At 55.4% G+C, this 21,835-nt stretch carries 15 protein-coding genes and 4 pseudogenes; 5 read left to right on the top strand and 14 right to left on the bottom strand.

The features are described from left to right. Nucleotides 1–4 precede the first annotated feature (4 nt). From PR018_RS21180 to tnpB (PR018_RS21160), 5 genes and pseudogenes are all read right to left on the bottom strand, one after another. Nucleotides 5–943 (bottom strand): HD-GYP domain-containing protein, encoded by a 939-nt coding sequence (locus PR018_RS21180; RefSeq protein ID WP_142832554.1) that lies wholly within the window; start codon nt 941–943, stop codon nt 5–7. A 306-nt stretch (nt 944–1,249) separates the two neighbouring features. Continuing rightward, nucleotides 1,250–2,998: a methyl-accepting chemotaxis protein gene (locus PR018_RS21175; protein WP_142832555.1), complete on the bottom strand. Its 1,749-nt coding sequence runs from the start codon at nt 2,996–2,998 to the stop codon at nt 1,250–1,252. A gap of 230 nt (nt 2,999–3,228) precedes the next feature. Next, nucleotides 3,229–3,525: pseudogene (locus tag PR018_RS21170) on the bottom strand (hypothetical protein). 27 nt (nt 3,526–3,552) lie between these two features. Further along, a pseudogene (gene tnpC / locus PR018_RS21165) lies at nt 3,553–5,139 on the bottom strand (IS66 family transposase); the annotation flags it as partial. Between the two features lie 63 nt (nt 5,140–5,202). After that, nucleotides 5,203–5,355, bottom strand: a complete 153-nt coding sequence (gene tnpB, locus PR018_RS21160; protein ID WP_222071781.1) for an IS66 family insertion sequence element accessory protein TnpB — start codon at nt 5,353–5,355, stop codon at nt 5,203–5,205. On the opposite strand from tnpB (PR018_RS21160), the gene PR018_RS28510 reads away from it, so the two are divergent. The 3 genes from PR018_RS28510 to PR018_RS21150 all read left to right on the top strand — a co-directional run bounded on the left by PR018_RS28510 (nt 5,319) and on the right by PR018_RS21150 (nt 8,720). Further along, entirely contained in the window at nt 5,319–5,654 is a 336-nt protein-coding gene (locus PR018_RS28510) for a DUF5372 family protein (protein WP_161991122.1), read from the top strand. The two genes, tnpB (PR018_RS21160) and PR018_RS28510, sit on opposite strands and share 37 nt — an antisense overlap. A 194-nt stretch (nt 5,655–5,848) precedes the next feature. Next, nucleotides 5,849–6,310 carry a helix-turn-helix domain-containing protein gene (locus PR018_RS21155; protein WP_111222197.1) on the top strand — a complete coding sequence of 154 codons (462 nt, stop codon included), beginning with the start codon at nt 5,849–5,851 and terminating at the stop codon, nt 6,308–6,310. A 145-nt stretch (nt 6,311–6,455) separates the two neighbouring features. Continuing rightward, the gene (locus PR018_RS21150) at nt 6,456–8,720 is read left to right on the top strand and encodes a recombinase family protein (protein WP_279621420.1); all 2,265 of its coding nucleotides are present in this window, start codon (nt 6,456–6,458) and stop codon (nt 8,718–8,720) included. A gap of 15 nt (nt 8,721–8,735) precedes the next feature. Here PR018_RS21150 and tnpB (PR018_RS21145) read toward each other — a convergent pair. From tnpB (PR018_RS21145) to PR018_RS21115, 7 genes and pseudogenes are all read right to left on the bottom strand, one after another. Beyond that, a pseudogene (gene tnpB, locus PR018_RS21145) lies at nt 8,736–8,936 on the bottom strand (IS66 family insertion sequence element accessory protein TnpB); the annotation flags it as partial. Nucleotides 8,937–9,065: 129 nt separating this feature from the next. Continuing rightward, a complete protein-coding gene (locus PR018_RS21140; protein ID WP_142832536.1) occupies nt 9,066–9,302 on the bottom strand; it encodes a transposase in 237 nt (78 codons plus the stop codon). A gap of 161 nt (nt 9,303–9,463) precedes the next feature. Beyond that, entirely contained in the window at nt 9,464–10,432 is a 969-nt protein-coding gene (locus tag PR018_RS21135) for a helix-turn-helix transcriptional regulator (RefSeq protein ID WP_142832537.1), read from the bottom strand. Between the two features lie 146 nt (nt 10,433–10,578). Next, a complete protein-coding gene (locus tag PR018_RS21130; protein WP_142832542.1) occupies nt 10,579–12,006 on the bottom strand; it encodes an L-arabinose isomerase family protein in 1,428 nt (475 codons plus the stop codon). Between the two features lie 25 nt (nt 12,007–12,031). After that, on the bottom strand, nt 12,032–13,036 hold the full coding sequence (locus PR018_RS21125; protein WP_142832538.1) for an ABC transporter permease: 1,005 nt from the start codon (nt 13,034–13,036) through the stop codon (nt 12,032–12,034). Next, entirely contained in the window at nt 13,033–14,595 is a 1,563-nt protein-coding gene (locus PR018_RS21120) for a sugar ABC transporter ATP-binding protein (RefSeq protein ID WP_142832539.1), read from the bottom strand. Before PR018_RS21120 ends, PR018_RS21125 begins: the two co-directional genes overlap by 4 nt. Before the next feature lie 22 nt (nt 14,596–14,617). Further along, nucleotides 14,618–15,787, bottom strand: a complete 1,170-nt coding sequence (locus PR018_RS21115; protein ID WP_142832540.1) for a sugar ABC transporter substrate-binding protein — start codon at nt 15,785–15,787, stop codon at nt 14,618–14,620. A gap of 185 nt (nt 15,788–15,972) precedes the next feature. On the opposite strand from PR018_RS21115, the gene PR018_RS21110 reads away from it, so the two are divergent. Together PR018_RS21110 and PR018_RS21105 are read left to right on the top strand one after the other, a co-directional pair. Further along, on the top strand, nt 15,973–16,851 hold the full coding sequence (locus tag PR018_RS21110) for a helix-turn-helix domain-containing protein (RefSeq protein ID WP_142832541.1): 879 nt from the start codon (nt 15,973–15,975) through the stop codon (nt 16,849–16,851). 156 nt (nt 16,852–17,007) lie between these two features. Then, nucleotides 17,008–17,873: pseudogene (locus PR018_RS21105) on the top strand (dihydrodipicolinate synthase family protein); the annotation flags it as partial. Between the two features lie 267 nt (nt 17,874–18,140). On the opposite strand, the gene PR018_RS21100 reads toward PR018_RS21105, so the two are convergent. Together PR018_RS21100 and PR018_RS21095 are read right to left on the bottom strand one after the other, a co-directional pair. After that, nucleotides 18,141–19,295 carry an IS4 family transposase gene (locus tag PR018_RS21100; RefSeq protein ID WP_142832625.1) on the bottom strand — a complete coding sequence of 385 codons (1,155 nt, stop codon included), beginning with the start codon at nt 19,293–19,295 and terminating at the stop codon, nt 18,141–18,143. Nucleotides 19,296–19,349: 54 nt separating this feature from the next. After that, the gene (locus tag PR018_RS21095; RefSeq protein WP_205470424.1) at nt 19,350–21,260 is read right to left on the bottom strand and encodes a methyl-accepting chemotaxis protein; all 1,911 of its coding nucleotides are present in this window, start codon (nt 21,258–21,260) and stop codon (nt 19,350–19,352) included. Nucleotides 21,261–21,835 lie beyond the last annotated feature (575 nt).

The following is a 21,835-nucleotide window of genomic DNA, read 5'->3' as shown; positions in this document are numbered from 1 at the left end:
GAATTTAGCTTCTGATACATTCTGAGAAAGCTACTAAGAGCTGACGATCAAAATGCCCATTGCTTTGAAACATCCATCGGATCGCGTCAGTGACGGTCCAAGGCTTTTTGTAGGGACGCAACGAGGTTAAGGCGTCAAACACGTCGCATATAGCCGCTATTCGTGCGTATTGGCTGATTTGTGAATTCGTCAGACGATCGGGGTAGCCGCTTCCGTCCACTCGCTCATGGTGATGTCTGCAAACGTCGAGAACGAGCTCCGGCAGCCCTGGCTGTCTCCCGAGAAATCCATGGCCCATTGCTGGATGTTTGCACATCGTGCGCATCTCTCCAGGCGTGAGAGCTCCTTCCTTTTGCAATATGTCGGAAGGAACGAAAAGCTTACCGATATCGTGTAGCAAACCGCCCACACCCATAATTTGAGTTGTTGGAACGTCAAACCCTAAGTGATCCGCCATGCGCATCATTAGTGCCGACACTGCAATCGAGTGGACGAAAGTGGCACTGTCCTTAGACTTTATCCGAGTTAAGTGAAAGATCATGGCTTTACCGACCGCCTGAGATTGCGTGATATCCTCAACGATTGGCAGCATGTTAGCAGTTGTGACTGGACTACCGTTGAGCGCTCCCCGGAAAATATTTTGAAGGGACAGCGTTGCGCTATTAATATGGTTTTTAACGGAGATTTCTACGACAGTGGAGCTGAGACATTTCGTGTCGTCAAAGCTCATAATCACTTTACTCGATGTCGGAAACTTTATGATAGCAGGTGCAACCTCTGCATACAGACCCGCTATCCCAGCACGCTTCCTCAAAGGCATATTTCGCTTGGCGATATTTGTGAGGGTCTTTTTTTGTCGCAACGCAGCGTTGACTAATCTTTCGGTTGGGCACGCTTGGGAACTTCCTTGCTCAACTTGATCTTGGGCAACTTGTTTTGCCATCTCTGCTGCTCCATTGGTCTGGCGACACAGGGCTTGTGTTATGATCTGAGTTGAATATTTAGGCGAGAGATTAGCGGTTGAATATATCGGCGACTGTGAATCGGATATTGCTCATGCTGGCCCTGCCTACCAGCGCCTTTCGTACCCATCAAAGGCGATGTTCCGAACTCTAGATCCCGTGTCGTCTAATTGCTTTAGAATTTTAATTCTCGTCTGACGTTTTACACTTGGTACAAGGTTTGAAGGTTTTGAACACGCACAGAGTCTCCACTTTGGCCTATCACCCTTGGTATGAGCAACTGCTTGTTAATCGCGAAAAGCTCCGGCAACTTTAGCGAGGAGACGGTTCGCTGGGGATGATGCCTGTGGATTGCCTACTGGGATACTTGGCTCAGTGGACCGAGGACCGGACACGGGTTTGCCAATTTTGAACTGCTTAATTAGGGAAAACAAAGCGTCTGCTTCATATGCTAGTCCGTGACTAGCTGCCGTCGATTGCTCGACAAGAGCAGCATTTTGTTGTGTTCCTTGGTCGATGGTGTTGACGGCGACATTTATTTCTTTCAGGCCTGTTGCTTGCTCTCTCGATGATTCAACGATCGCTGTCACGTTGACATTGATGGCGATCACCTGGGATACAATTTCGTTAAGTGCATCGCCTGTCTTAGCTACGAGCGAGACGCCGTCATTGACTTGTTGACTAGAGGCGTTGATCAAAGCCTTGATCTCTTTAGCCGCTCTAGCAGACCGTTGCGCCAACTCCCTCACTTCTTGTGCCACGACCGCAAAGCCTTTGCCTGCTTCTCCCGCGCGAGCTGCCTCCACGCCAGCATTCAGAGCTAGGAGATTCGTTTGAAAGGCGATGTCGTCGATAACACCGATGATATTTGAGATCTCTCGTGAAGAAGACTCGATGTGGCCCATCGCTTTTATAGCTTGTCTAACGATCTGCCCGGACTTTTCAGCGCTGCTACGAGTGTCACTGACAAGTTTGCCCGCATCGGCCGCTCTTCGACTTGAGTCTGCTACAGTTGTGGTGATTTCTTCCAATGCGGCAGCAGTTTCCTCCACTGAGGCTGCCTGGTGCTCAGTTCGCTTTGCCAAATCATCTGCTGCAGATCGTATTTCGTTAGAACCGGACGCAATGGCTTGCGCATTCTGGCCAACTGCGGCCATTACCGTGCGTAGCTTCAAAACTGTGTTATTGAAATCGACCCTTAACTGCTCGAGCGACGGAATAAACGGAGCGTCGAGCTCAGTGCGGAGATCACCTTCCGACAGTGAGCGGAGCCCGTCGGCAAGCGTGCCGACATTCTTCACGCGAGGAGTTATGTCAGTGGCAAATTTAACCACTTTGAACACACGCCCGTCGGGGTCGAAAATCGGATTGTAAGACGCTTGTATGAAAACGATCTTTCCACCCTTACCAAGCCGCATAAATTCTTCCGCGATGAACTCACCCGCTTGTAGCCTTTTCCAAAAAAGTCCATACGCATCGCCTTTCGTGTAAGACGGATCACAGAACATCGCGTGATGCTTACCAACGACGTCTTGCAAGCTGTAGCCCAAAACTGTGAGAAAGGTCTCGTTGGCATCCAGAATTTTGCCGTCGGGCGTAAACTCAATGACAGCTTGGGCACGGGATATAGCTTTAATCTTGCCTTCGTCATCGGCGCTCTTTAACTTAGCCTGTGTTATATCCGTCGCGAGTTTTACGACTTTGAAGGGCTTTCTCCCGTTTGATACCGGATTATAGGAGGCCTCGATCCAAACTTCGCGCCCACCCTTTCCTATCCTCCGATATTGGCGTTGTTCAAATATGCCCAATCGAAGCTTGTCCCAAAATGCATGGTATTCTGGCGATGCTGCCTCTATTGAGTCGACAAACATGCTGTGATTTTGTCCGACAATCTCTGCCACTTCGTATCCCAGCGCCTGGCAAAACTTCGAATTCGCAGTAAGGATTTTACCTGACATATCAAATTCGATCATCGCTTGTGATTTGCTGATTGCAGCCAAAACCGCTCGTTCGCCGCGATCTATCATAAAGGCCATCAAGATTCCCCTGTCAGCGGAGCTGAAAAGCGTCAATACATTTTCGACGTAACTTTCTCTTTGTCATACATGATCAGTCGCCACGCGTTACCTGACAGTTAACGCGTTAATGCAGTAGCTTATCGCATTACGTATATTTCGTATTTCGTCTACATTGTTCGCTTTTTGTATATTTATGTTTTTTGATTTTAAGTTCCAAAAGTCTTTTTTATAACGTAACCGCCCGATTGTTACCGCTGAGAGTTCGCTTTGATGCGAGCAACGAGTTCCTTGTCGTCGACGAAACTGTCGAGGAAGTCGTTCTATTCTTGGAGTGAGCGGCGCGCGTCTTTGAGCATCTGCTCCAACTCGTCCATGCCGTCGTCTGTCAGCGCGGTCACGGATTCGTCGTCTCCTGTGTACACGGAGATGATGCTGCCGTAGCTCAGATTATCATCGTTGGAGACGATTGCCTGAAGAAGCTCCTGATCCTCTTCGAGAATTTCGGCAACAAATTTGATTGTACGGACGTATGTGACTGTCGCCATCAGGCTGCCTCGGCGGAGATTTTGACGAGACCAGTTCCACGGCAGCAGCTCGTCAAGGCGGTTGATCTTGTGATCGTGGATGCGGTCGAGCACATCAGTCAGATATGCCTGAGGATCAAGACCATTCATCTTGGCCGTCTCGATGATCGTCATGGCCCGCGCCAAGGTCTCAGCCCCTGTGTCGGCTCCTGCGAATAGCCAGTTGCGTCTTCCAACGCCTATCGGACGCAGAGCCCGCTCGGCGGCATTGTTGTCGATCGCGATAGGGCCGTCATCGAGGAACAGGCAGAGCGAAGACCATCGGCTCAAACCATATCGAAAGGCTGCCGCCAGATCACCCTTGCCTGGTATGCGGGTCAGTTGGGCTTCGGCCCAGAGACGGAATGCTTCAGCCTTGGGCTTGCTCTGCTTTTGACGCGCGGCAAGGCGGATCTCGGGAGGCTGACCGTTGATGTCTCGCTCTATGTCGTAGAGCGCACCGATACGATCGAGGGCTTCCCGCGCGATCTCGGATTTGTTCGATGTCCAGATATCGTGGAAGTCGCGTCGCCAATGCGCCCAGCAGGAAGCTTCTTTGAAGCGCGAGAGCCCATCCGCTCCAGCTGAATACAGCTTCCCGTATCCTTTGTAGCCGTCAGCCTGAAGGATGCCACTTGATTGCTTGAGATGGCGGTGGACGTGCTCTTCTTTCCAGTCAGGCGCAAAATAGTAGACTGCACCCGGCGGGGAGGCTCCAGCCCAGGGACGTTGATCGCGAACATATGTCCAGATCCTGCCCTTCACGCCTTTCCCCAGCCCTTTGTCTCGCAGCGAGCGATCCAGCACCCGGATCGGGGTATCGTCCGCATGAAGGAGATCACTTGCCATGATCGCCGTTTCGATCCGTTCGATGAGAGGCTGAAGGACCTGCATGGCGCGACCACACCAATCGCCCATCGTGCTGTCGGGAATGTCGACGCCCATGCGGGCGAAGATCTCGTTCAGACGGTATAGCGGCAAATGATCATCGAACTTCGAGACCAGAATGTACGCCAGGAGGCCAGCGCCCGCCATGCTGCCAGGGATCGGACGGCTGGGCGCAGGCACCTGCACCATCTTCTCGCAGCAGCGGCAGGACTTCTTCAATCGGGCGACCTCGATCACCTTCATCTGCGCCGCAATCATGTCGAGGATTTCGGTGGCGTCCTCACCGACAAGACGCAACTCACCTCCGCATTCCGGGCAGCAGGTGCCGGAATCGAGTTCTCGGCGCTCGCGCACCGCCTTGTCGAACACGCGTGGGCGTCGGCGCATGATCTTTTCCGACGCATGCGCCAGAGGCACAACAGACGGCGTCTCATCGGCTTCATCGATCGGGGCCGTATTGCCCTCAGCGGCGGAGATCAATAGATCCTCAAGCGCCAGTTCCAACTGCTCGATTTCACGCTCGATCTTTTCGGAAGACTTGCCGAAGACCTGTTTCTTCAGCTTGGCGATGCGCAGCCGCAGGGTTTGGATTAACTGGTCGTGCGCTTGCAACGTCGCCGACATCTTCGCGTTTTCTGCCAGCAAAGCGGCAATCATTGCCTTGAGAAAGGCTGGATCGTCGGTCAGATTTGTCGTTGCGTTTGACATGATCCCGACTACCATAAGTCAGGAGAAATTGCCATAAAAACGAGTGGTTTCAGAGGGATAAAATCACCCGACACGAGCCGGTGGCGCTCCCCAATCCGGACGACGCCAATCGATCCCTTCCCACAACATCGCCAGTTGGGCCGACGTCAGTCGCGCCGTCCCGTCGGACGCCGAAGGCCATGGGAACCGACCTTTCTGCAAGATCTTGTACCTCACAACAGAATGCAGCCACTGCCAACGCAGATACGCAGTTAGTGCGGGTTACACATCCGTTTCATCCTTTATTCCCACGACAATTGCCGTGCGTCGGCAAGCGCTACAACCGGCATGGTGAACGCCTTTTGCTGCAGACCGAGGACGCCACTGTTTGGTCGGTTCCTCCGCAATGGACTGATCTTGTAAGCTTGGATCCTGAGGTCGTCATGAGCAACGGACGATCGCTCTTGCGGGTGGTCGACTTAATGGAGTTGGCCACTCTGGTGAAGCGCCTTTCGAGCAAATTGGGGCCGCGCTGACGTGCAGAAGTGTAAGGATAAATATGCCGCATTTGTAAAGTGGATTATGCCGCAAGAGGTCGCTTTTATGAGAGGATATGCCTGCAATTACGAGTCATTTCGTCAAATAGACCATACGCATCAGCTTGACGAGGTAGTAAAATGCGTCATAATTAGAATTACTCTAACGCCGCTTCGTGTCCTCGGAGCCATTGATGTCTGCGAAGTACGACAGCAAGCGCACAAAGACGGATGTCCTCATCGAAGAGGGCACGTTCAATCCCACCCCCGAGAAGGTGCGCGATCCAAAATTTCGGGGCAGCGAGTTCTTCGATCCGCACGACGCCGTGCAGGTCAAATACGAGATGCTGCGTCGCGTCTCCATCGACAAGGTTTCGGTGACGGAGGCCTCCGACGAGTACGGTGTTTCCAGGCCAACCTACTACCAGGCCAAGGTGAACTTCGACATGGCCGGGATTGCGGGATTGGTGCCGACAAAGCCGGGCCCCCGCCGTCCCCACAAGATCGACGACAAAGTCCTGGCATTTCTGCAGGCGCAGCTTGGCCCAGGAGAACCCGTTCGCGCCCGGGAACTGGCCAAGCTGCTCCGCCAGGAACTCGATATCGAGCTTCATCCCAGATCGATCGAGCGGGTTCTAAAAAAAAGCAGCAGGTAAACACTGCCGCGGCGGTGGCATGCCTGATCCAACCGTCGACCATCGCGTCCCAGTACGAGGTATTGCGCCAGGCTGCTTTCGGCGCAGCGCTGCCGCTTATGGCCCGTAGCGGTCTGATGCTCTTTCTGCGTCGGGGCATGTGGGGATGGGCTCAGGCGCTGACAGCAACAGCAAGCACCCCGCGAGAGCAGCTTTACCCATCGTCAATTGCTTGGCCGCTGCACGGCGGGCACAGCGCCGTTGTTCACGTCCTTGCGACAATCGCAATGAGCATCAACGATCGGAGATCACCATGAATGTACACCTCAAAGTCCAGCCTCATCACCTCGAACGCGGCGCCTACCTGTACATCCGCCAGTCTTCAATGCGGCAAGTCGTTGAGAACGTCGAGAGCGCCAGGCGGCAATATGCGCTTCGGGGACGCGCTGTCGCCCTCGGCTGGCGCGACGAGCAGGTTATCGTCATCGACAACGATCAAGGAGAGTCCGGTGCATCGGCGGCGTGGCGCGAAGGGTTTCAGCGGCTGGTCAGCGATGTCGGCATGGGGCATGCCGGGATCGTCATGGGCCTGGAAGTCTCCCGTCTGGCGCGCAACAATGCCGACTGGCAACGTCTGTTGGAGATCTGCGCCCTTGCCGACACCCTGATCCTCGACGAGGACGGCGTCTATGATCCGGCAAGTTTCAACGACCGGCTCCTGCTCGGCCTGAAGGGAACAATGAGTGAGGCCGAGCTGCATGTGATCAAAGCCCGGCTACGCGGCGGCATTCTCAATAAGGTGCGGCGCGGCGAGTTTCGTTGCCTCCTGCCGACCGGGCTGGTCTATGACCATTTCGGCAATGTGACTCTTGATCCAGACACGCAAGTCAGAGAAACGATCATTCATTTCTTTGAGATGTTCTCTCGCCTCGGGTCCGCCTCCCAGACCGTCAAGGTCTTTCGCAATGAGGGACTATTGTTTCCATCGCGCCTACACAACGGCGGCACGCTGTTTCGGCCGCTGACCGCATCGACGGCGATGCGTGTCCTGAACAATCCGCGCTACGCTGGCGCCTATACCTATGGCCGACGACAGTTTCGACGCACCATCGACGGCAAAAAGACTCTGCGTGCGCGCGACATTGATGACTGGCCGGCCTGCATTCCCGATGCTCATCCCGGCTATATCAGCTGGGAGCGACATCAGGAGAATCTGAAGATCCTCAAGGCGAATGGCTGTGGATTTGAAGCGGCACGAGCTTCAATCCCAAGGGAGGGACCGGCACTGCTGCAAGGCCGAGCCGTGTGTGGGCAGTGCGGCAGCCATCTTAGGGTTCGCTATGCGGCGCGGCGTGGCCGGCAGGAAGCCTGGTACATTTGCAATCGTGCCCGTATTTATCGTGGGGAGCCTATGTGTCAGTCGATCGCCGGGCCTCCCGTCGATGAAGCCATCGGTATGCTGATTGCCGAGCAGATGACGCCGGCGGCCGTCGAGCTCGCTCTCGAAGTCCGCAAGGAGATCCAAGCCCGCCATGAAGAAGCAGACCGGCTGCGCTGTCGCGCCATCGAACGCGCCCAAACGGAAGCCGAGCTCGCTCAGCGCCGCTTCATGCTTGTCGATCCTAGTAACCGCCTCGTCGCCGACACGCTCGAAGGTGAATGGAACGAGAAGCTTCGCACGCTGGCCAGTGCCCGCGAAGAACGCGAACGTGGTCGAGAGCACGATCAATTCATCCTTGATAAAGCTGTCCACGAACGGTTAGTCGCGATGACGGCCGACTTCAACCAGCTCTGGAAGGATCCGGATACCCCATGCCGCGAACGCAAGCGATTGCTGGCCCACATCATTGAGGATGTTACTCTCCTAAAGTTGCCAGCGGAAGGAACCACCAAGCTTCACGTTCGCTTCAAGGGCGGCAAAATCCAGACGCTTACCACCATGAACCCAAAATCCTCTCCTCAGCAGATCAAGACAAAGCTCAGTATCATTGAGCTGGTCGATAGGCTTCTCGACGATTACATTTATCCCGAGATCGCCGAGATTCTAAACGAGCAGGGACATCGCCCAGGTGGAACCGCACGTCGCGGCTGCCAGGACGCCCGCTTTACACCCCTCAAAGTCGCCTATCTCATCCACGAATATAAGCTGCGATCACGATATGATCGACTGCGACAGCGGGGAATGCTGACAAGGCAGGAAGCGGCAGCGCATCTCAATATCAGCGAGCAAACAGTCGCCAGATGGGCCAAATTTGGCCTCATCACCAGACATGCCTATAACGGGCACTATAGCCTGTACGAAATCGCCGATGGAGACCTGCCGCAAAAGCAATGCAGCCGATGGAATCCACTCGAAGATCGCGCTGCTGCGTATCAACAAACGCAAACAGAGCCAAGAACATCAACTGGCGAGGAAAGAGGTGTAGTATGAACGCCGATCGTTGTAATACAGGCAGAAGCCTTGGCCATCAAAATACAGCAGCTTCAATCGATCGCCGCGTTTGCCCCGAAAGGCAAATACAGCGCCGCCCGTTGGCTTCTGGCGCAGGACATCCTGTGCAAGGGCTGCCAGGCCTTCTATTCCTTTGCGCATGTCCGTGATCCCACACGCAAGATAGACCCGAACGCCGGTCCCAGGCCCGATCATGCTGCTTCCACCGCCCGAATAAGCTGCGTCAGGATGGCCGTATCGACCGTACTGTCGAAGCGAAGCGTGCGACCGCAGCTCAATCGTAATTCGATCATCCCGGAGCTGCTCTCCCTGTGCTCCTGAACATCAGGTCTGTACGGAATTCATATCGATAGGAATGAACAATGCATCCGCAGACGCCGACAGCAGCCCCTTCTTTTTGAGTTCGCCACGCCAGGTGTAGATCTCTTGACGCGTTACATCGTGACGATGAGCAACCTCTGTGATTGTGGCTCCCGCAACCCCAACCGACATGACAATCGCGAGCTTCTCATCGTCGCGCCATCGACGCCGGCGTTCCTGCTCAAGAATCTCAACGCGCATCGCAATCCCCGACTAAGACACGTCGCTAACGACGTCGTTAAACACATGTCTTAGTCGACCAAGCCGTTAAGCGGCAGGCGGTGCCAATCGGACGGTTACTTTATAACATGCATTTCAAGGTCTTAATCACAGGTTGTATTCCAGGGGTCGCTATCGTTTATTCAGCGTAGTTTTCTTATTGTCTCTCTCGGTGTTTCGCCGTGTACTTGAAGATACAACTCAGTAAAGCGAGCTGCATTTGAAAAACCCCAACGCTTTGCCACAGCAGCAACCGTCACCTCGCTGTCTCTAGTCGCGATTAGATCTTGTCGTGCATGCTGTATGCGTAGCTGCCGCAGGTAGCTTAATGGCGTGGTATCCTTGAACTGTTGGAAGGCAAGCTGCAATCCTCTCGAGCTTACCCCGGCTGCGCCCGCAATATCATTGATAGTGATCGGCAAGTGAACATGTCCGACCATATATTCAATCGCAATTTTAACATGCCGTGGAACTGCGGGTGAATGACGCTCTTTGAGTAGATCCACACGATGAAGATTTTCGAACAGCTTTAGCGTGATGGCGCGAAGCAGCAACTCGTTTGACTTTTGGCGGATACCCTCCTCGGGATTAGCTTGCAGATTGCGCCAGATTAGCTTGCACATCTCTTCAAGTTGTTTGCCGTCGCCCTCAGTATTTATCACATCAAATATGTCAATATTTCTGTCACCTGGGCGGCCTGTCACCGCTTCCAGATGCTCGGCGACCATCTTCTTATCAAACGCAATTCCGATGTGAGAACGCTGAGGGTGTAGAAGGATCGAGTCGATTGATGCGAGATCGCAAGCAAAGATAGTTCCGGGAGCTGAGATCAGGGTTGAGTTTTGCCGCTTGAATTCCATTGTCCCCGACAAGGGAATATACAATGCGTAGAGATCGGGAGGTTCGGTGAAGGATACTCTCATTCCCGAGGAACACCCGCCTGCCCAAATATCAAATGCTGCCAGTTTGATATGAAGATCATGCACTGAGATTGTTCTATTGCTATCGATTGGATCGATACGTACAGGTTTCAAGGTTTCCGCATAGTGCTGTCTGAGTTCATCCACGTCTGAATTCGTAAGTCCTAATCGCGAGATGTTCGTTTTTTGCATCCGATTCCTCGTTTATGAAACGCGGGCACAACATTCACTGATTGATTTCTCTCAGATGGAGATGTCGAGACCAATGCATGCGAGCGGCAGTGAGTGATTCTGCAGCTCTCGTCCCAGCAACAAGCCTGTGGAAGGCACGATCCTGATCAGCAAATTCGCACGATTTTGACATTGAGAAGTTTTGCCAGCTTTTCGATCTTGCTTGCGATATGGCCGACGCCAACCGCACAATGATGCGCCGGTCCCTGGGCATTCCAATTCTCCGTGAACGCGCGCGCGCCAATGGAAAATTGGTACCGGCTATTCGTGTTCCCAATTTCCAAAATAGACCCTTTTACTGAGTGACCCTCCGCGCATAGCAGTTTAAGCGTGCCCGCGCTTTCCACGACTGAAAGCAGTGTTACCGGTCCATGTTTGACCGACATTTCGACGCTGACACCCGAGCCGACCTTGCCATGGAAAACCTGCAGAGGGCGGATCTTCGTCCGGCCTTCGGCAATCTTCGGGTGACCAGGGCCATCATGTCCCATGAGAACGACGTCAGCCTTGAAGTCCATCGCATAGTATTCGGTGAACGATCCGCCGGCGCCGAAACTGTCCATGATCTTCATTGCCTGCGCGTTCTTGATCTCGTATTCACCAGCAACCGGAATGCCGTCTGCCGTCAGCATCGAGCAACCGACAATAACGGACGTAATGACGTCCTCGTATTCATGACCCGGAACGGATTCGTAGTAATACGCCAGAGAACCGATCTGCTTGACTTCCACGAGTTTGCGGAGCGCAACAGCCGTTCTCGCCGCCCGAGTGAGTTCCTTTTCGTCGCAATCGGCCTGCACATCGAAATCGGATCTGATCTTATCGAGACAAGCCATGATTTCGCCGTCGGTGATTTCGCGCCTCAGGCGCGCCAAATCGTCGATTTCCAGGACCTCGATATGCGTGCCGAACACCGCGCTTTGCGTGGTGATATCGGAGTAGATATCGAGCATGCCGTTATAATAATGCCCCATCACGCCGAGCCTATTATGCGCCATGACATGCGCGACACGTGCAGCCTCGATCCATTCCTCAATCGCATTGTCGACGATCGGGTCGTCCTCGAGAATTCCCGTGACCTGGTGAAAGTCGATGCCTGCACGAGTGAAGACGTTGGCGATCTCCGGCACCGGGCACGCCGCGCAATGGGCAAGCCACTCGCCCGTCATAGCCGTCCTGTCGCCGAGCGCGTTGAAGGATGCATAGTCGATCGCAGCCACCGGCTGTAAATTTAGAATGATGACCGGAACTTTGGCGCGGCGGACAACAGGCAGCACCGTCGAAGACAGCGCGTAGGTCGTTATGTAAAGGAAGATGATATCGACGTCGGCCCCCCGGAAGTCATGACCAGCGTCCAGAGCCTTTTCCGGCGTATCGATTAGACCGAGATTCACTATGTCCACGCCAGGGCGCTCGAGCTTCGAGGCAACGACGTCGATATACCCGCGTAACCGCGCCTCGAGCCCTTCGAATTGCGGCCAATAGGCTTCCAGGCCGATGCCAAACAGGCCAGCCTTCAAGGGACGCTCAGACATTCTGGTTCTCCGGAAAAATGGGGTTTCAGCCTTGCAGGCGGACGCGGAGTTGATCGAGACCAACCGCCAACAACAAGACGACGCCGCGCGTCACATCCTGCCAGAAGCTCGACACATTCATGAGCGTAAGGCCGTTGTTCAGCGTTCCGAGAATCAACACGGCGATCAGCGTGCCCCATACGCTGCCGCGCCCGCCGAACAGGCTCGTGCCTCCCAGGATGATAGCCGCAATGATGGTCAGCAGATGCTGACTGGCGGCATTCGGCGCTGCGGCACCGAGCATGGCTGACAGAATGATGCCAGCAGCTGCTCCAGAAATGCCGGAGACCACGTACAGGATCAACTGCGTCCGCTCGACAGGTACGCCAAGAAGGCTGCTTGCCTCCGGGTTGCCCCCGGTCGCATAGACGAAACGACCGAACGGCGTCTTTGAAAGCACCAGCCAAAGAACGACGAAGACGACCAGCATCAGGATGACGGGGAACGGTATCGAAAGAACACGACCGGACCCCAGCCAGTTGAATGCCGGAACGAATAGCGGCTTGCTCAGGCCCCCCGTCATGACCATGGATATCCCGGAGAAGATGCTCATCGTTCCCAATGTCACGATCAACGGGTTGAGGCGCAGCTTGGTGACGATCAGGCCGTTCAGGACGCCGACCCCTGCGCCGACGAATAAAGCCGCCAGACACCCGATCCAGATGTTCATACCGTTCGCATGGATCAATGCGACGATGACACCTGCGAGACCCGCGACGGCTGCGACCGAGAGATCCAGTCCGCCACCGATAATGAGCGGCGTGCCCGCTGCGGCCATCAACCCGATGAAGGCCATGTTGGTACCGATGTTTGCAAGATTGCTGACTGTAAGGAAATAGGGCGACAGCAGCGCGAAAGCGGCGAGAATGACGACGTAAAATACCAGGAGCACGACGATGCCCGCGGCCGGCCGTGCCAGAACGTCCGCCAAAGAGGGACGCCCGGGCTTCTCCGCTGGCCCATGTTCCACGATCGAACCAGACTTGCTCATGCTTTCTCCAATTCATTCGAGGCGCTCGAAACGGACCTCGTTTCTGCCGCCTGCATCAGATCCGCCGCCGATGCCTGTGGTCCGAGGACTGCGACGACTTTTCCGTCTTCAAAAACGAGGGTCCGGTCTGCGAGGCCGGCAACCTCTTCGGCGTCCGACGATACGAGAAGTATCCCCATGCCGCCGACCGCAAGGCGGTGGATTTCGTCGTAAATCTCCCGCCTTGCGCCGAGATCGACGCCGCGTGTCGGCTCCTCGAGGATTAGAAGCTTTGGGCTGCCGAGCAGCCAGCGAGCAAGACACAGCTTCTGCTGGTTTCCGCCCGACAACAGGCGTATCTCCTGCTCCGGTCCCGTGGTCTTGACGCGAAGGGTTTTGATCCAGTGCTGCGAAATCGCACGCTCTCGCGCGGTGTCGACCACTCCAAAACGTGTGAAGGATCCAAGGTATGGGAGAGTCGTGTTCGTCCGGACCGTGAGATTGCCGATCAGACCTTGCCGCTTGCGTTCCGCCGCGACAAAACCGATGCTGTTTTCGATGCTTTGTTTCGGACCGGAGAGTTTGATCTCCTTGTCAGCCATCCGCAGGGATCGCGCCCTTGCAGATGGTTCCGCGCCGTAGACGGCTCTCCCCACTTTCTCGATACCGGAGCCGATCAGGCCGAATGCGCCCAGGATTTCGCCGCGTCGCACCGAAAACGAAACGTCCTCAAGCCAACCGGGCAGCGAGAGCCCGTCGACCGTAACGACGGTCTCTTCCGGAAGAGCGACGGATTTCGGAGGAAACAGGTCACCGAGGTCACCACCAAGCATCGCCCTGAGTACTTCCTCATGGCTGGTGTCGGCGGTCCGGAATTGCCCGCGCACTTCGCCGTCTCGCAGCACCACGATCCGATCCGACAGCCGGAAGACTTCGTCGAGATAATGCGAGATATAGATGACCGTCACGCCGTCTGCGCTCAGTGCATCGATCACACCGAAAAGCGTTTCGGCATCAGCCTCTCCCATTGAAGCCGTCGGCTCGTCCATGATCAGAATTCTGGCTTTCCCGGCCAACGCTCTGGCGATCTCGACGATACGCTGCTCCGGCAGAGAGAGGTATCCCATCCTGCGATCCGGTACGATGTGGGCGAGACCCAATCTCGAAAGCAGTGCCAGGGCCTGGCTTCGCATGGCGTTCCTATCGACGAAACCAATCCCGGCCACCTTCCGTAAGGGCATCGACCCTAGAGCGATGTTTTCCGCAACCGACAGGTCCGGATGTACCGAAAGTTCCTGCGGCATCAAGCGAATGCCGGCGGCGATGGCAGCACGAGCAGACGTGATGTCGACGGGTATGCCATCGATTTCGATGAGGCCCGCATCACAGGAATAGACACCGGACAGGATTTTCATCAAAGTGGACTTGCCGGCGCCATTGGCTCCGAGCAAGGCCACGACTTCTCCGGCGTCTGCCGAGCAACTGACGTTTTTCAGCACCTGCACGCCGGAAAATGCCTTTGTGACATCGGTGATCCGGAGCCGCGGTACGCGGGTCCCTATGACTGGTTGCGTTTGCATACCTCTCTCCTCCGCTCTCATCCTATTGTTGCGGGAGGATCGCCTCGTAACCCTTCAGCCAGTCTTCCTTCTTCAGACCCGCGAGGTAACTTGCAAACTCTGCCTCAGGGAAGACATAGCCGTCGGCTTCCCCTGCACATTCGAATTCCTTGTAGAATTTGCAGATGTTGGCCTTCGTAACCATCTGATGCGTAACGAATATAGCTTCCGGTACGGGTTTTCCCGCAAGCGCTGAAAGCGCGATCGGGATCAGATAGTTGCCATAGCTGCCGGGAAAGGACCCTGTCGCCGCGATCAGCTTCGGATCGGTGGCGAGCGCCTCGGCTTCATCAGCACCATTGCCGACCGCAATGGCCTGGTCGACGCGACCCGCTGCACGCACGGCTTGCAACATGCCCATTGTCGCCTGGTCATTGATACCGATGATCATGATAGGCGCTTCAGGTGGAATGCGGCCAAGGACATTGTTCATCTGCGTGTAGGATTCCTGCAAGGTATTTTTCGTATCGATCTCGATGATATGATCGGCTGGAAAAGCCTTGCTCAGTGCGAGGAACCCGGCGCGCTGTCCTTCGGTACGCATCCGCGGAATGACGCCCGATTGCGGCAAAGCGCCTATGACCAGGTAGCCCTTCTTCACGCTATCAGCACCAAACTGCTTGGCCGCCGCCGTCGCCAGATAAGATCCGCCCATGAAGCCAGATCTTGGATTGTTCACACCGAAGAAACTTGCGCCCGGCATCGGGATGTCGATGGCAGTGACCTTTGTGCCGTCCTGCTTGAACACATCCATGACGGCCTGGCCGAAATTGGCGTCAGTCTGGAATTCGATGACGTAATCGACCTTGCGCTCGGCAAACGACTTGGCGTTGGCAAGCGCTGTCGGTCCGTCGAGACGATTATCGGCGATGACCAGTTCCACGCCGGCCGCATCCGCATTCTGCTGTATGCCTTTTTCGACAAGGACGCCAAAGGCGATGTCTCGCTGAAGATTGGCAAAGCCGATACTGTATTTGCTGCCGTTCTTTGGCGGCGTGACCTTGGATGCATCCTGAACCATGGCCTCCAGGGTCTCGGCAGAAAGCATGTTTCCGTCGAATTTCAACGGGTCGAAACCGTGGAAATCGTCGGCGTAGGCAGCAGATGCCAAAAGGCAGGATACTGCTGCGAGCAGTCTGATTGGGGTTCTCATGTTTCTCTCCTCCCGTCCGCTACCCTCCCCGGCAGCGGCTAAATAACAGTTTTGCGCATGGCACCATCACAGCGAGTTGCCCAGCAATCGAAACGCTAGCATTGCCAAACCGTATTGACACGCCGGAAAAAACCGCAAAAGTGATTTTTGCATACAAAAATTGATCTTATCTCTGAGGTCTTGAAATGGCGGATAATTATTTTGTCTACATGCCTGAAAACCGAATATCCGATGCTTGGGGATGCACTGCAGTTTCGACCGGATATTCGGTTATAGCGCCACACTCCAGCTATCCTCCGAGCCGCCATCCAGACGACCATCATTTCAGCTGGTCGCGTGGCCGTATCCTTCACGCGTACCAAATCGTGTTCATCAGCAGCGGGATCGGAAAGCTCGAATTCGGGAAATCGCGGCGGAAGATGAATGTGACGGAAGGGTCGGTATTCCTCCTTTTTCCCGGAGAATGGCATCGCTTTGCCCCCGATCGGCCGAGTGGCTGGACGGAGCACTGGATAGAGTGCCGTGGAAACGCTTTCGACTTTGCGCTACACACGGGTTTGCTGAATAAAGAGCGGCCAATGAGCCCCGCAGGAGACGAAATCGCGGCAGTGTTCGCCGCGATCCATACTCTCGCCCGCGAAGATGCCGTTTTGCACCAATTGGTAATATCGACCCTCGGCTTGCAGCTGCTTGCATTACTCAGCCGGTCATCAAGCCTTGCGGCCGAGGCGAACTCGCGTTTGGTGGATAGGGCTCGTGCAATTCTCATGGAGCGCTGCGGGGATGGCCAGTCGGTCGAAGATTTGGCGGCGGAGCTGGGTATCAGCTATCCGTATTTCCGGCGGATTTTTCGCGAGAAAACGGGAATGTCTGCCAAACAGTACCAGATCACCGTCCGGATCCAGCGGGCTCACGACTTTCTCTCCAATACCGACAAATCGATAAAGGAGATTGCCGGGCTACTAGGCTTTAACTCAGCCTTCCATTTCTCCAATCAGTTCAAACAGTCAACAGATCTTTCCCCAAGCCAATTCAGGCATGCGGTGGGGAACTCTCAAGCTTGACGAAAGCGATTTGATGGAGAATGAAAATCGGACAATTTTCTCCGAAAGGACTGCGAAAGCAGGGCGCCGTAAAATCAACCTTCCGGCGATCGAGCTGTGCGATGTTGCAGGATTACCCAAGTCGCTTGTGCGGTACCGGGAGGATAACCGTGTGCTGATAGGAAAGCTTGGAAGAGACTGGTTGAGTGGTACATCGCCCATGGTTCCGACGCGCTGTTTGCCGTCTGCCAGTCGAGCGAAATGCAATTGCTCAGCCTGGAGGAGCGCGTCGAGCTTGCGGCTTCGTGCTACAGGCGGCGGCTGGCCGGGTCCCGGTGATCGCCTCGGGCCATGTCAGCGAGAATCTCGAGGACCAGCTTGCCGAGCTGAGCGCGATTGCAGCCACAGGCGTTGACGGCATGGTGCTGGTCACTAACCGCCTTGACGCCAAGCAGGCAGGCGGTACGCAGTTCATCGACGATCTGACCTGGCTGCTCAATCGTCTTCCTGAAGATCTGACACTCGGCCTTTACGAATGCCCGGCTCCCTACCGTCGCCTGCTCAGCGACGAGGAACTGATGTTTTGTGCCAATAGCGGCCGGTTTGCCATTCTCAAGGATGTCTCCTGTGATCTGGAGACCGTCAGGCGCCGGGTGGCGCTGACCAGAGATACGCCGCTTGCGATCGTCAACGCCAATGCGGCGATTGCCTCCGATGCCATGAAGGCCGGTTCGCGTGGCTTCACCGGCGTGTTTACCAACTTCCACCCCGATCTCTACAAATGGATGCTGACGAGGAGCGCCGCCAATCCGGCCCTTGCGGAGGAAGTTGCGGTCTATCTTGCCCTGTCCGCCATGGCCGAGCCGATGGGTTACCCGAAACTCGCCAAGCTCTATCACCGCCGTATCGGCACCTTTGCCGGTATCACCAGCCGCGTTGTCCCGTTCGACATTCACGAGAAATTCTGGGCGCTCGACGCGCTAATGGACAAGATCGTCGAAGGCACGGAACGATTCAGAGAACGCGTCGCCGCTGCGAGCTGACACTTGGCGGCCTCTAACTTCCTCCAAACTACGCCGTTAGACAGGTGTTTTAGGCCATTAACGGGTTTGATCATGCACTTTCTTTAAAGTCAGCGTCAATAGAATCTGGTCCCCCCATCGACATATCGAGCATCCACCCCTTAACACGCGCTTGCTGGCTTGCGACCGAATGGCCAACTTTGAATGTTGCAGTTCTTGCTGCTGGTTTTACCGGGATATTGCTCTTCGGTCGAATTTTGGCCGGCTGACCCTCAGGAATCCCCTCATTCAAATGATCCCGAAAGTACGTTTGAGGATTTGATGGTCGCGGAAGAGCGTCTCGAACTGTAGGATGAGAGGGCGTAATCTTTCCTCGGGCATGTTGGGGATCAGTTGATAGTACATCACGCCCTGCCGGAAGAGTGAATGCACGCGTCGCGATGTCGTGCTCGTGCGCAGATGGCGGTCGTAGCCGATGGCCTCTCCGGCAGCGCCCAGCAGGGTTAGGAGCACAATGGCAAGAGCGGCGATCAACCACAGCCTGTCGCGCCGAGCGGGCGTGGAGACGCGGGTTGCCGACATGCCCATCCCGAACCGCCAATCCTTGGCATCGCGAAACGCGCATTCGATGCCCCAGCGCCGGGAGTAAAGATCAATGAGGATCTTTGCCGTCACCTTGGTCAGGCTGGTTGCGAGGCACCATGGCTCTTTCATGTCCTTGGCGTGGACGCACACGACCGCACCGACGGGGCATCCCTGCGCCGTGACTGTCGCCTCGCGCAGCAGCCTGGCACGTCCCGAGGGGCCGATCCACTCCTTCGCCGGACGGCTCTCACCGCCGGTCGTCACCTGGATGTTGCCGCGAAAGCGGATGACATAGTCGAAGTGCAGCTCGTCCTTTAGGACGCCGTAGAGCTTGGCGTCGCCAAAGCCGCGATCGGCGACGAGCAGCACCTTCACTTCTGTTGGCAACAGCTCGGCAAGCCGGGTCACGATCCAGTATTCATACTGATTGCGCCGCGCTTTCAGCTCCGCCTTGCGTACCGTCAACCACAGGAGTGGCGTCGCCCGGCCATGTTCGGTAAGCAGCGACAGCATCAGGGTCGAGTGCCCGTCGGCATCGAAGTCGGTCCAGTCCATGGCGACGACGATATCGGTGCGGCTACCAAGACAATAGTCGGCCCAGTCGGCCATCAGCGCGTCGACTTCGATCCCGTCGTTCGACAGCATCCGGTCGACCTGCTTGATCGCATGACGCGAGAGCCCTCCTTCGGCCAGCGCAAGACCGTGGCCAATCGCGCTCACCGCCAGCGACGACGCCTGCAGCGTGCCAACCGTCGCCTTCGCCAGCGACGTTACCCGCTTCGCGTGCAGGCCCTCGCCAAAAAGTTCGTCAACAAAGGAATGCACCGCTTCAGAAGAAAACTCCGCCTTGCCGTTCATCTGACTCTGCTCTCCGTTCGAACGGAAATGCAGAATCATCTTTCCCGCCCTACGTCATCTCAAAATGAGGGGATGCCTGAGCGGCTGACCCCGAGATGGCTGCATGTTATCAGTTCCTGCACTATTGACTTTGAAGAAGGCGATAGAGGCTTGGAGTTCCTCGGCCTGTGCGGCAAGTTCTTCAGAGGTAGCCGACATTTCTTCAGATGCTCCGGCATTTTGTTGGGTCACTTTGTCGAGTTGTTGGATTGCTTCATTGATCTGACTGGCGCCGACATCCTGCTCGCGGCAGGCTGCGGAGATTTCAGAGACCAGTTCTGCCGTCTTGCGGATATCTGGCACCAAGCGGGTCAGCATCGCGCCTGCTTCCGTGGCGACGTTCACCGTTTCACTCGAAAGTCCGCTGATCTCCGCGGCAGCTGACTGGCTGCGTTCCGCAAGCTTGCGTACTTCAGAGGCAACGACGGCAAAGCCCTTGCCATGCTCACCTGCACGCGCTGCTTCCACCGCTGCATTCAAAGCAAGAAGGTCGGTCTGGCGGGCGATTTCCTGAACTATGGAAATCTTCTCGGCGATCGTGCGCATCGCAGCCACGGCGCGATTAACCGCCTCACCGGAAGCTTCAGCATCCTTTGCTGATTGGCGGGCAATCTTTTCGGTCTGGGCGGCGTTATCAGCGGTCTGCTTGATATTGGACGCCATCTCTTCCATCGATGCGGCGGCTTCTTCAGCCGACGCCGCTTGTTCGGTGGCGCCCTGCGAAAGCTGCTCAGAACCAGATGAAAGCATCTGCGAACCCGTTGATACATTCTCACTGGCGGTCAATGCATCGGCAACAACTCCGCGAAGCCGCTCCACCATGGACTGAAGCGCGATTCCCAGTGTGTCCTTGTCGGAAAGCGGCTCGGGTTCGACCGTCAGATTTCCGCTCGCGATCTCGTTGGCCATGACCGCTGTTTTACGGAGGTTGTCTACCATATGGTTGATCGCGTTTTTCATGCGCTCGTGGTCGCCTTCACATGCGATTGCCACATGCTGTGTAAGATCGCCCACGCTCACCTGAAGAAGCACGCGATTACCCTCCGAGATCGGAAGAATAATCGCGTCTAGCATTCCATTGATACCGGAGACCACCTTGGCGAAATCACCGACAAAACGATCGGGAGCGCCCCGCTCCGAAAGCCTGCCGGCCGTGGACGCAGCAATTAGCCGTTGAAGTTCCATAATAATCGCTTTTAAATTTCCGCGCAGCGTTTCGATAGTCTCGTTGATAAATGCCTTCTTGCCGGGGAACTGCTCGAGCGGTGCCTCAAAATTACCCTGGCCGAGTTCCTTGATGCAGGCCATGGCCTTCCTTTTGACAGCTATATGACCGCTGACCATGCCGTTGATGCCCCTCGCCATCAAAGCAAAGTCGCCTTTAAATTTTTCGACCGGCACGAAGACATCAATGTCGCCCTTATCGTGCTCAATCGACATTGTATTCATTTCGGCAATCAGGCCCTTGAGATTGGCGCGCAAGGTTTCGATAGTTTCATTGATAAAAGCCTTTTTGCCGGGGAACTGCTCGAGCGGCGCTTCAAAATTGCCTTCGCCAAATTCCCTGACACAAGCCATCGCCTTCCTCTTCACCGCGATATGGCCGTCAACCATGTTGTTGACGCCCTTGGCGATTAGCGCGAAGTCCCCTTTAAACTCATCTGTGGACAACTTGACATCAATATCGCCTTTGTCGTGGTCGCTTGACATACGCGCGAGAGATGCCCCTAGCTTTTGCATTGGCTGCATGCTGGCGTCGAGTAAATTGTTGACGGCGATCAGCATCTCCTTCGCGTCGCCTGTTGCCACATCGAGGTTCGCGCGTTCGGAAAGGTTGCCGCCCGAGACGCTGATACAGATCCGCCGCATCTCGACCAGAGCAACCTGAGATTTAGAAGATTTCTTCAATTGAGTGTAGAAAGACATTTTGTTTCCCCTGTTGGAAGTCGTTTGGGAGTTGGCGCACCTTTGAGGTCTCGGGCGCTGTATGATCGCCTTGTTGACGTCAGGCTTGCTGAGAGTCTGGCGGAGACCAAAGCAAGCAATCGGCGCGCGGCCACAAAATCCGCACCGCACCATTTGCTGAGCCGCGGTCCCCTAAGTGTCGCGCTTTATGATCGATGCCCTCTGACGCCAGAGCTAAGACGATTGACGTGAAATATGTGTCAAACGAAGATTGAATCATGATGCTCCGCTAAGCAGTGCACAAACGCTCTGCCTATATGAGCATGATCTTCGTAGTCATGAGAATATCTGCAGAGTTGTTGACGACGCGTGTATGACCGCATGCGCTTGCCCTTTTGGTAGAGTGAAGCGAGCCGTATTTTACACGCCTGCCGGGAATCTAGGTGAATGATGCGCCGGTAGAGTTAACGAAGCCTTTCTAAACCAATGCGATTATACAGTCGTAAATCATAAAGGTCTGAACGCGATATTTGTAATGGAAGACTGACCAGCCGCTGCGAATGCCTTCAGAATTGATGAGAGCTCGGCTCAGGCCT

It is taken from the genome of Rhizobium rhododendri (assembly GCF_007000325.2).
In the GTDB taxonomy this organism is placed as follows: Bacteria; Pseudomonadota; Alphaproteobacteria; order Rhizobiales; family Rhizobiaceae; genus Rhizobium; species Rhizobium rhododendri.
This window is presented reverse-complemented; position numbering and strand designations above follow the sequence as displayed.